This window comes from Microbacterium longlingense (assembly GCF_058349825.2).
Genome location: NZ_JBYRJA020000003.1, coordinates 42,374 through 53,654, shown reverse-complemented (window position 1 = coordinate 53,654; position 11,281 = coordinate 42,374). Strand labels below are relative to the sequence as shown.

9 protein-coding genes are annotated in these 11,281 nt (G+C 69.7%); 3 read left to right on the top strand and 6 right to left on the bottom strand.

Annotated elements, in window-relative coordinates; all coding sequences use genetic code 11:
* Positions 1-83: 83 nt before the first annotated feature.
* Entirely contained in the window at positions 84-2,024 is a 1,941-nt protein-coding gene (gene dxs / locus AC3RXY_RS05520; RefSeq protein ID WP_491509898.1) for a 1-deoxy-D-xylulose-5-phosphate synthase, read from the top strand.
* A gap of 175 nt (positions 2,025-2,199) precedes the next feature.
* On the opposite strand, the gene AC3RXY_RS05515 is transcribed toward dxs, so the two are convergent.
* From AC3RXY_RS05515 to AC3RXY_RS05500, 4 genes are all read right to left on the bottom strand, one after another.
* On the bottom strand, positions 2,200-4,341 hold the full coding sequence (locus AC3RXY_RS05515; protein ID WP_491509897.1) for a 3-hydroxyacyl-CoA dehydrogenase NAD-binding domain-containing protein: 2,142 nt from the start codon (positions 4,339-4,341) through the stop codon (positions 2,200-2,202).
* 14 nt (positions 4,342-4,355) lie between these two features.
* A complete protein-coding gene (locus AC3RXY_RS05510) occupies positions 4,356-5,558 on the bottom strand; it encodes a thiolase family protein (protein WP_491509896.1) in 1,203 nt (400 codons plus the stop codon).
* A gap of 80 nt (positions 5,559-5,638) precedes the next feature.
* Positions 5,639-6,856 carry a ribonuclease D gene (locus tag AC3RXY_RS05505; RefSeq protein ID WP_491509895.1) on the bottom strand — a complete coding sequence of 406 codons (1,218 nt, stop codon included), beginning with the start codon at positions 6,854-6,856 and terminating at the stop codon, positions 5,639-5,641.
* On the bottom strand, positions 6,849-7,427 hold the full coding sequence (locus tag AC3RXY_RS05500) for a DUF3000 domain-containing protein (RefSeq protein WP_491510146.1): 579 nt from the start codon (positions 7,425-7,427) through the stop codon (positions 6,849-6,851). The genes AC3RXY_RS05505 and AC3RXY_RS05500 overlap by 8 nt, the downstream gene beginning before the upstream one ends.
* 28 nt (positions 7,428-7,455) lie before the next feature.
* Between AC3RXY_RS05500 and AC3RXY_RS05495 the strand changes: the two genes are divergently transcribed.
* The gene (locus tag AC3RXY_RS05495; protein ID WP_491509894.1) at positions 7,456-8,619 is read left to right on the top strand and encodes an alpha/beta hydrolase; all 1,164 of its coding nucleotides are present in this window, start codon (positions 7,456-7,458) and stop codon (positions 8,617-8,619) included.
* A gap of 17 nt (positions 8,620-8,636) precedes the next feature.
* Here the strand turns inward: AC3RXY_RS05495 and AC3RXY_RS05490 are convergent, their stop codons facing one another.
* Both AC3RXY_RS05490 and AC3RXY_RS05485 read right to left on the bottom strand, forming a co-directional pair.
* Entirely contained in the window at positions 8,637-9,074 is a 438-nt protein-coding gene (locus AC3RXY_RS05490) for a SufE family protein (protein WP_491509893.1), read from the bottom strand.
* A 33-nt stretch (positions 9,075-9,107) separates the two neighbouring features.
* The gene (locus tag AC3RXY_RS05485) at positions 9,108-10,004 is read right to left on the bottom strand and encodes a sulfurtransferase (RefSeq protein WP_491509892.1); all 897 of its coding nucleotides are present in this window, start codon (positions 10,002-10,004) and stop codon (positions 9,108-9,110) included.
* 125 nt (positions 10,005-10,129) lie between these two features.
* Between AC3RXY_RS05485 and zapE the strand changes: the two genes are divergently transcribed.
* Complete coding sequence (gene zapE, locus AC3RXY_RS05480) at positions 10,130-11,164, top strand: cell division protein ZapE (RefSeq protein WP_491509891.1); 1,035 nt, start codon at positions 10,130-10,132, stop codon at positions 11,162-11,164.
* Positions 11,165-11,281 lie beyond the last annotated feature (117 nt).

Genomic DNA, 11,281 nt, shown 5'->3' with positions numbered 1-11,281 from the left:
CCCTCCGGCGTTGCGTCAGGGGCCGGGAGTAGAATTGTCAGGTCGCCGTCGGAGCGGCCGCGATCGCGATGAGGGGAGCGGGTATGACGTCACTGTCGGGAATCACCGGCCCCCGGGATCTCGATCCGCTCTCGATCGACGAGCTTCAGGAACTGGCAGCGGAGGTCCGCGGATTCCTGATCGAGAACGTCGCCCGTACTGGTGGGCACCTCGGCCCGAACCTCGGTGTCGTCGAGCTCACCATCGCGCTGCACCGGGTGTTCCGCTCACCGGACGATCCGATCATCTTCGACACCGGGCACCAGTCCTACGTGCACAAGCTGCTCACGGGGCGCCAGGACTTCTCCGATCTGCGATCGCGCGGCGGCCTCGCCGGCTACCCGCAACGCACCGAGAGCCCGCACGACGTGGTGGAGTCGTCCCACGCCTCCAGCTCGCTCAGCTGGGCCGATGGTGTCTCCCGGGCGCTGACGGCCACCGGGCGCTCCGACCGGCATGTGGTGGCGGTGGTGGGAGACGGCGCCCTCACCGGCGGCATGACGTGGGAGGCGCTCAACAACATCACCGACGACAATGATCGCAACCTGGTGATCGTCGTCAACGACAACGGCCGCTCCTACGCGCCCACCATCGGCGGGATGGCCCGCTACCTCAACCGGATGCGCACGGCCGAGACCTACCGCGATCTCGAGCACAAGTCCGGACGCGTCTTCCACCGCCTCGGACCGCTCACGCGCGCCTTCTACCGCGGCGTGCGCGGCGGAACCCGTGGCTTCCTCTCGCGCTTCACCGGCAATGACGAGCTGTACTCGAATCTCGACATCAAGTACCTCGGCCCGGTCGATGGGCATGATCTGCCGGCCCTGATCGAGGTGCTGGAGCTGGCGAAGGCGTACGGCGCCCCGGTGCTGGTCCACGCGATCACCGAGAAGGGGCGCGGCTACCAGCCGGCGCTGAACGATGAGGCCGACCAGTTCCATGCCGTCGGCCGCATCGACCCGGCCACCGGCGGGGCCCTCTCCAGCGGTGGTCGTGGCTGGACGGACGTCTTCGCCGACGCGCTGGTCGACGTGGGGGAGCGGCACCCCGAGGTGATCGCGATGACCGCCGCCATGCTCCGGCCCACGGGGCTGGCCCCCTTCGCCGAACGGTTCCCGGATCGCGTCTACGACGTGGGCATCGCCGAGCAGCACGCGGTCGCATCGGCGGCCGGCATGGCGTTCGGGGGTCTGCACCCTGTCGTGGCGATCTACGCGACCTTCATGGGGCGCGCCATGGACCAGGTGCTGATGGACGTCGCGCTGCACCGTGCCGGGGTGACCTTCGTGCTCGATCGCGCCGGGGTGACCGGGCCGGACGGCCCCAGTCATCACGGCATGTGGGACCTCGCGATGCTCCAGATCGTGCCGGGCATCCGGATCGCGGCCCCCCGCGATGGCGTGCGCCTGCAGCAGGCCCTCTCCGAGGCTGTCACGGTGACGGACGCCCCCACGGTCATCCGCTTCCCCCGGGGGGCCGTAGCCGACGACCTGGCGGCTCTCGAGCAGCTTCCAGACGGCACGGACGTGCTCTTCCGCGACGAGGACGAGGATGTGCTGATCGTCGGCATCGGGCCCTTCGCCGCGCTGGGGGTGCAGATCGCCGAACGCCTGCGCGCCCAGGGCATCGGTGCGACCGTGGTCGACCCCCGGTGGGCGATCCCGGTGCAGCCCGCGATCGTGGAGCTGGCTGCGCGGCATCGCCTGGTCATCACCCTCGAGGACGGCATCCGGGTGGGCGGTATCGGCACGCGCGTGCGTCAGGTGCTCCGCGAGGCGGGGATCGACACGGCCGTCGACGAGCTGGGCCTGCCCGATGAGTTCATCGATCACGCCTCGCGGGAGCAGATCCTCGCGGACGCCGGCCTGACGGCGGCCAAGATCGCGCAGGACGTCGTGGCGCAGGTGCTCGGCACCCGTATCCCGGTTGCGCGCGGCTCTGATCAGACCGGTGCGATCGACGTGCCGGTGCACGACCAGCGCTGACCACGCCCCGCCGCCGATCCCCGGATCGGCAGTCCGCGCTGTGCGCGGCTGCCGAGTCCTCAGAATATTCAGGTCGGCGGGGCGCTTTCGCGCCCCGCCGACCTGAATATTCTGAGGACTCGGCAAGCAGAAGGCCGCGACCCCCTCGGGGTCGCGGCCTTCTGGCAGTCGGGCGTCAGCGGTTGGCTGCGCCGCGGATCTGCGGGTTGTGGAACGTCCCGCCGAACACGCGCTCCGACGCTCCCTCGCGGTCGAGGTAGGGCGATGCGCCGCCGTCGATGAACGGCCAGCCGGCGCCGAGGATCAGACCGAGGTCGATGTCCTCGACCTCCGGGACCACGCCCTCCTCGAGCATGATGTGGATCTCCCGCGCCAGGCCGTCCTGCACGCGACGGAGGATCTCCTCCTCCGAGACCGGCTTGTTGTCGGTCTTGAGCACCTTCTGGGCCTCCTTGGACCAGCCGGTGACCTTGCCGGCCTTGTCCTTCTCGACCACCTTCGGGAGCGCGGCGAGCTCGTGCAGGTTCTCCGACGTGAAGAAGCGGTCGGGGAACGCGCCCGTCATCGTGTCCTGCACGTGCGCGGCGACCTTCCAGCCGACCAGGTCGATCAGCTGGAACGGGCCCATCGGCAGGCCGAGCGGCGCGAACGCCTTCTCGACCGTGGCGATGGGGGTGCCCTCGTAGACCGCGCGCGCAGCCTCGCCCATCACCTGGGCAAGGAGGCGGTTGACCACGAAGCCCGGGGCGTTGTCGGTGAGGATCGCGTTCTTGCGGAGCTTCTTCGCCACGACGAAAGCCGTCGAGAGCGTCTGCTCGTTGACCTTCGGGTGCTTGACGATCTCGACCAGCGGCATGACCGCGACCGGGTTGAAGAAGTGGAAGCCCACCAGGCGCTCCGGATGCTCCAGCTTCGCACCGATCTCCTCGACGGAGAGCGATGAGGTGTTGGTCGCCAGGATCGCCTCGGGGGAGATGATCTTCTCGATGTCGGCGAACACCTGTTGCTTGACGCCGACCTCCTCGAAGACGGCCTCGATCACGAAGTCGCAGTCGGCGAACGCACCGCGGTCGACCGTGCCGTGCAGCAGGGCGCGCAGCTTGTTCGCGCCGTCTTCGTCGAGCCGCCCCTTCGCCTGGAGCTTGGCGATCTCATCGTGGATGTAGGAGATGCCACGGTCCACGCGCTCCTGATCGATGTCGGTGATCACGACCGGCACCTGCAGGCGCTGCAGGAACAGCAGGGCGAACTGGCTGGCCATGAGACCAGCGCCGATGACGCCGACCTTGGTGACCGGGCGGGCGAGTGCCTTGTCCGGTGCGCCGACGGGGCGCTTCGCGCGCTTCTGGACGAGGTCGAACGCATACATGGATGCGGCGAACTGGTCGCCGACGACGAGGTCGGCCAGGGCATCGTCCTCGCGGGCGAAGCCCTCCTCACGCGTGCCGCTCTTGGCCTTGTCCAGCAGCTCGAGCGCTGCGTACGGCGAACGCGCCACCTTGCCGATGCGCGACTCGAGCATTCCGCGGGCCGCCTTGATCGCGAGCGGCCACTTGGTCATGCGCTCGATCTTGCCCGGCTCGTTCTTGCGCTCGACCTTGACGGTGCCGCCGATCACGCCATCGGCCCAGCGCAGCGAGTCCTCCAGGAAGGAGGCCGCCGGGAAGATCTCGTCCATGATGCCGAGCTGGTGCGCCTGCGCGGGCTTGAGCATACGGTTCTGCTTGAGCGGGTTCGAGATCACCACCTCCAGGGCGTTCTCGATGCCGATCAGGTTCGGCAGCAGGTAGGCGCCGCCCCAGCCGGGGATGATGCCGAGGAAGACCTCGGGGAGGGCGATCCCCGCGGCCGATGCGTCGACCGTGCGGTAGTCGGCGTGCAGGGCGATCTCGAGGCCGCCGCCGAGGGCGAGGCCGTTGACGAACACGAACGAGGGGACCCCGATGTCGTGCAGCTTGCCGAGCACCTGGTGTCCGCGCTGGGCGAGCATCTTGACCATGTCGCGCGAGGGGACGCTGGAGACCTGCGAGAGATCGGCGCCGGCGGCGAGGATGTACTGCTTTCCGGTGACGCCGACCGCCTGGATCTCTCCGGCGGCTGCGCGATCGCGCAGGGTGTCGAGGACCTGCCCGTATTCGGCGAGCGTGCGCGGGCCCAGGGTGTTCGGGCGGGTGTGGTCGCGCCCGTTGTCCAGCGTCACGAGCGCGAGCACCCGGCCGCTGGGGAGGGTCACGTCGCGCACCAGCGCGTGCGTGACGACCTCGTCGTCGGACTGCTCTTCGAGCGTGCTGAAGTCGATGGAGTCGTAGTCGGTCATCTCTGATCTCTCATTCACTTCTTGCGGCCGGTGTAGTGCGGGTTCTCCCAGACGACGCTGCCGCCCTGGCCGAGGCCAACGCACATCGCGGTCAGGCCGTAGCGCACCTCGGGGTGCTCGGCGAACTGCGCCGCGAGCTGGATCATGAGGCGCACGCCGGACGAGGCCAGCGGGTGTCCGACGGCGATCGCGCCGCCCCACGGGTTGACGCGCGGGTCGTCGTCATCGATGCCGAAGTGGTCCAGGAACGACAGCACCTGCACGGCGAAAGCCTCGTTCAGCTCGAACAGGCCGATGTCGTCGATCGTCAGGCCGGCCTTGGCGAGGGCCTTCTCGGTCGAAGGGATCGGGCCGATTCCCATGACCTCGGGCTCGACGCCGGAGAAGGCGTAGGAGACCAGGCGCATCTTCGGCGTCAGGCCGAGCTCCCGCACGGCGTGGCCGCTGGCGAGGAGGCTGATGGTGGCACCGTCGGTGAGCGGCGAGGACGTCCCGGCGGTCACGCGGCCGTGGGGACGGAACGGCGTCTTGAGCCCCGCCAGATCCTCCATCGTCGTCCCGGGACGACGACCCTCGTCCTCGGTCGCCAGGCCCCAGGCGCCGGTGGCGTCCTTGACGGACACCGGCACGAGATCAGGCTGGATCTTGCCGGCCTCGTAGGCCGCCTGCGCCTTCTGCTGGCTGCGCATCCCGAAGCGGTCTGCGCGCTCCTTGGTGAGCTGGGGGAAGCGGTCGTGGAGACGCTCGGCGGTGTTGCCCATGTTGAGCGCCTGCGGGTCGACCAGCTTCTCGGCGACGAAACGCGGGTTGGGGTCGACGTTGCTGCCGATCGGGTGGTGGCCCATGTGCTCGACGCCGCCCGCGAGGGCGATGTCGTACATGCCGAAGCCGATGGAGCCGGCGATCGTCGCCACGGAGGTCATCGCACCGGCGCACATGCGCTCGAGTGCGTAACCGGGAACCGACTGCGGGAGGCCGGCGAGGAGCGCCGTGGTGCGGCCGAGGGTGAGGCCCTGGTCGCCGGTCTGCGCGGTGGCCGCGATCGCGACCTCCTCGATGCGGTCCTTGGGAACCTCGGGATTGCGTTCCATGAGCCCGATGATCGCCTTGACCACGAGGTCGTCCGCGCGGGTGTTCCAGTACATGCCCTTCTCGCCGGCGCGCCCGAAGGGGGTACGCATTCCATCGACGAAGAAGACCTCTGAGATCTCGGCCACTCTGCCTCCATTGTTAAGGGTGGACAACAGTCTAGATCCAAACGGTGAGATTGAGTCTCACGGAATTGGTTGGATCGTCTCTACGAGGAAGGTGTCTCCGGAGCGGCCTGCTGTTGCGCGGCAGCGACAAACGAGGCCGCGATCGCCTCAGCGGTCTGCGTGATCTGCCAGGGCCGGGCGCCCTGCTCGTGCAGCGCAGCAGCGATCTCCTCGGCGCCCGTGCCGGGCGGCTCCCACGCGACGCGGCGCAGGTACTCCGGCGTGAGGAGATTCTCGGTCGGCATCCGCAGCTGCTCGGCGATCGCCTCGACGGCGGGACGCGCGGCACGGAGCCGGGCATCGGCCTCCGGGTTGCGATCGGCCCAGGCGCGGGGCGGGGGCAGGGCGTCGGAGGGAACGCGCTCCCGCGGGGTCTCGGGGGACTGCCGGCCGCGCTCGATGGCCGCCCACCACCGGTCCAGCTGGGAACGGCTCGCCCGCCCGGTGAAGGACTGCAGCGCGGCGAGCTCTCCACGGCTCCGCGGAGCGGCGAGGACAGCAGCCACGAGGGAACGATCCGGCACCAGGCGCCCGGGGGAGACGTCCTGCTCCCTGGCGTACTCCTCGCGTGCCGTCCACAGCTCGCGCGCGACCGCGAGGTTGCGGGCCCCGCGCACCTGGTGGAGCCCGCTGAGGCGGCGCCACGGGTCTGCGCGCCGTGGTTTGGGCAGCCGGTGCAGGGTGGCGTCGAACTCCTGCGCGGCGAACTCCGCCTTGCCCTGGCTCTCCAGCTCTTCGGCGAGACGGTCACGCACGTCGATCAGGTGCAGCACGTCCAGGGCGGCGTACTCCAGCCACGGACCAGGCAGCGGGCGCGTCGACCAGTCGGCGGCGGAGTGCTCCTTCGCGAGCGAGATGCCCAGGGTTTCCTCGACGACGGCGCCCAGGCCCACCCGCTCGAATCCGGCCAGGCGCGCGGCGAGCTCTGTGTCGAAGATGGCGGCCGGAACGAGGTCGGCCTCACGCAGGGACGGCAGATCCTGGCTCGCGGCGTGCAGCACCCATTCCACGTCCCCGATGGCGTCCTGCAAACCGGCGACGGAGGGCAGGGCCACCGGATCGATCAGGTGCACACCGGCGCCCCGGCGGAAGACCTGGACAAGATAGGCCCGCTGCGAGTAGCGGAAGCCGGACGCGCGCTCGACGTCCACGGCGACCGGACCGGAGCCGGAGGCCAGGGCGTCGAGAGCACGCTCGAAGTCGCGCGGATCGTCGATCACCGCGTAGCCGGGGAGAGCGTCGGAGGGCGTTTCAGTCATGGATTCCTTTTCGTGCGCCCAGCACGGCGATGCCCTCCGACCCCGGAGGGAGGCCGGCGAGCATCCCCACCAGCTCGACCCAGGCTGCGGCATGCGGACCGAATGGTGCCGCCGGAGTCCAGGACGCCCGCAACTCGATCTGCGCGCCATCGCCCTCATGGGCGAGACCGCCGAAGCCGCGGGACAACGTCTTGGTGGAGGTGCCGGAAAGATGATCGTATCGGGCATCGCGCGCATCGAGGGCGTCGACCAGCCACGACCAGGCCACGTCGGCCAGCAGCGGGTCGGTCCCGATCTCGGGTTCCAGGGGGGCCTGGGCGAAGATCACGATGCGCCAGGCGCCGCCCCATGCGTCCGGTTCGTCCGGATCGTGGAGCAGCACGAGGCGCCCCGTACCGTAGACGGACTCACCGTCGGGGCCCGGACGCACATCCGCGGAGAACGCCGCGGCGAACGGGGCGATGCCGGTGGGCGCGGGAAGATCCCCGACGACGACGTCGTCACGCAGACCCACCGCGCGCAACTCCGCGACGGCGGCGTCGAAGTCGGCGTCTGCGCCGGGAAGACCCATCACGCCGACAGACTAGAGTCAGGAGGCGATGAACAGACTCAGGCACGCCGCGGCTCTCCTGCTCATCGGAGCGATGGCGGGGGTGACGCTCGGGGCACTCGTGATCCTCCGGGTCGCGCGCCGGGTGGTCACACCCGTGCCGCGTCAACGGGACACGATCATCCTCGGCGTCGACACCGGAGCGCAGACGATCGAGCTCGCCCGCACCCCGGACACCGAGCTGCCCGGGCGGTACGGACTCTTCACCGGCGGGACCTACGGCTACGTCAAGCTGGGCGCCGTGCTCGGTCAGGACGGCGAGCGCGTGCGCCGCAAGCTCCTCACCCAGATCGAGCCGGGCGCGCAGGTCGACCGCGGAGCGACCTTCAGCGGGTGGTACTACGCGGCGCCGAGCGAACTGCACCTGCCCTATGAGCCGGTGTCGATCGACGCGCCCGTCGGACCGTGCCCTGCCTGGTTCTTCCCGGCGGCGACGGGGTCCGCTGCCGCCGAGATCTGGGCGATCCATGTGCACGGCAGGGGAGCGGCGCGCGCGGAGTGCCTGCGCGGCGTGCCGGTGTTCCACTCCGAGGGTCTGACGAACCTCGTCGTCTCCTATCGCAACGACGGCGAGGCACCCGCCAGCCGCGGGGGCGACTACGCGCTCGGCGACCGCGAATGGCGCGACATCGAGGCGGCTCTCGGATACGCGATCGATCACGGCGCCGAGCGCATCGTGCTCGTCGGCTGGTCGATGGGCGGCGCGATCGTGCTGCAGGCAGCGGTCGCCTCGGCCTACCGGGAGCGGATCGCCGGTATCGTGCTGGATTCGCCGGTGGTCGACTGGCGTGATGTGCTGCGTTTCCAGGCGCGCGAGGCACGCCTGCGCGAGCCGGTTCCGCGGCTGGCGATGCAGGCGCTCTCCGCGCCGTTCACGGCACGGCTGAGCGGGGCGGAGGATGCGATCTCCTTCGACAGGCTCGACATGGTCGCCCGCGCGGACGAGCTGAGCACGCCGATCCTCGTCCTGCACAGCGACGACGACGGTTTCGTGCCGTCGTCGGCCTCTCATGCCCTCGCCGCTGCACGGCCCGACCTCGTTGAGCTGCACGCCTTCGAGGTCGCGCGCCACACCAAGCTGTGGAACTACGACCAGAAGCGCTGGACGACGGCGATCGTCGACTGGCTGCGTGCGAACGTGCTCGCCGGCTGAACCGGGCGGGGCAGGCGTCAGGCCGCGGTCTTCTCCCGGATCTGACGCTTGGCGCGCATCAGCATCCCGGTCATGCCACCGATGCGCAGCGGCGAGACCAGGCGGGTGAGCCCCAGGGTGAGCGGGTAGTCGTCCGGCACCCCGAGGGCTTCCTCGACCGACAGCCCGGTGAGGCCCTGCGCGAGGATGCTGGCGAAACCCCGGGTCGTCGGCGCCTCGGCAGGCGCGGTCGCGTGCATCGCGACGACCCCGTCCTCGACGGTGACGAGGATGAACACCGGCGATTGACACTCCACAACCCGTTCGAGGAACGCGGGGTTGTCGCGATACTCCTCGGGGACGTCCGGCAGCTCGCCGGAGAACTCCAGGAGCAGCTGCAGGCGGTCATCCGCGGGGAGGGACAGGAAGTCGTCGCGGATCTCGGCGAGAGCCGCGGGAACGGGCGCGTCGGTCATCACCCCGATTGTGTCACGCCGCGCAGCCCGCGGTCAGACCGTGCCCGGCTCTGTTCCTGTCGCGATCGGCACCCGCACCGCGCTGCCCCACTCTGTCCAGGATCCGTCGTAGTTGCGCACGTCGTCGAAGCCGAGCAGGTGCTTCAGGGCGAACCAGGTGTGGCTCGAGCGTTCCCCGATCCGGCAGTAGGCGACGATCGCGTCGTCGTCTTGCAGACCCAGGCCATCGCGGTACAGATTCTCCAGCTCGGCACGGGTCTTGTACGTGCCGTCCTCGGCGACTGCCTTCGCCCAGGGGACACTGTGCGCGCTCGGGATGTGGCCGGCGCGGAGCGCACCCTCCTCCGGGTACGCGGGGGCGCTCGTGCGCTCGCCCGAGTACTCCTCCGGGGAACGCACGTCGACCAGCGGTCCACGGCCGAGGTGCTCCAGCACATCCTCCTTGTACGCACGCAGCACGCTGTCGTCGCGCTCCACGACCGGATACTCCGTGGCGGGGCGGCCCGCTGGCTCCGTGGTGAGCTCGCGGCCCTCGGCGATCCATTTGTCGCGGCCGCCGTCGAGGAGGCGGACGTCCTCGTGACCGAAGAGCGAGAACACCCAGAGCGCGTATGCCGCCCACCAGTTGCTCTTGTCGCCGTAGATCACGATGGTGTCGTCCCGCGAGATGCCCTTCGCGCTCAGCAGGCGGGCGAAGCCCTCGCCGTCGACGTAGTCGCGCACCACGGGATCGTTGAGCTCGGTGTGCCAGTCGACCTTGACGGCGCCGGGGATGTGCCCGGTCTCGTAGAGCAGCACGTCCTCGTCGGACTCCACGACCACCAGTCCGGGGGTGCCGAGGCGATCGGCGAGCCACTGCGTGCTGACCAGGCGTCCGGGCTCCGCGTACGCGGCGAACTTCTCGGTCGTGGTGTCGAACTCGATCGTCACGGGATCCTCCTCCGGTGTGGTGCGGGAACGACCCGCGGGCGGCGTATGGTTGAGCCGTCCCTTCTACGGTAGACCGCCACCGGAGGGGGTGCACTCGCGCCGTAAAAAGACGACACAGGACTCGCATGACCTCCAGCACCACCCCGACCGGTACTGTCCACCTCATCGAGCGGAACCCGCAGGTGTCCGGCACGGAGATGCTCGCCAGTCTCGTCCCGCCGCCGCAGTTCGACGGTGCGACCTTCGACAGCTACCGCTCCGATGAGGCGTATCCGTCCCAGGAGGATGCCAAGCAGCTCCTGGTGCGCTTCGCCGACCGCGGCGGGCCCGTGAAGCGCTCCGGGCTGTTCCGTCGGGCACCGAAGGAGCCGGAGATGAAGCCCGGCGTCTACCTCGACGGCGGCTTCGGCGTCGGCAAGACCCATCTGCTCGCGTCGATCTATCACGCGATGCCGGCGCGACGGAAGTATTTCGGATCGTTCATCGAGTACACCGCCCTGGTCGGGGCGCTCGGCTACGGCAACACGGTGGACCTGCTGCGGGGTGCCGACCTGCTCTGCATCGACGAGTTCGAGCTGGACGATCCGGGCGACACGATGGTGATGACGCGCCTCCTGGGCGAGCTCGTGCCGACGGGCACACGGCTGGCGGCCACGTCCAACACCCCGCCCAACGCCCTCGGGGAGGGACGGTTCGCCGCGCAGGACTTCCTCCGCGAGATCCATCAGATGTCGGACAGCTTCCAGACCATCCGCATCGACGGCACCGACTTCCGCCAGCGCTCGCTCGACGGGGGAGCCCGCGTGCTCTCCGTCGCGGAGTACGCCGCGGCGATCGCCGACCGCGCGGAATCGGAACGGGTCTCGGACGACGCATTCGGGGATGTCGTGCGTCACCTCGCGCAGGTGCACCCGTCGCGGTACATCCGTCTGATCGACGGCGTTGATGCGATCGGCCTGCGCGATGTGCACCAGCTCACCGACCAGTCTGAAGCCCTGCGTTTCGTCGCCTTCGTCGACCGCGCCTACGACGCGCAGATCCCGATCCTGGCCACCGGAACCCCGCTCAACGACGTCTTCAGCGCGGAGATGCTCGGCGGGGGCTATCGCAAGAAGTATCTGCGCGCGATCTCCCGTCTGGTCGCGCTCACGCACTCCTGACCCGTTTCGGCTGAACGTCGACGGCCCCGGCGGCCGATCGTCACACGGTGTTCACATCGACGCCGGACTCTTAACGCCGCCGTAACAGATCGAGCCAGCTCCGGAAACATCCCCTCC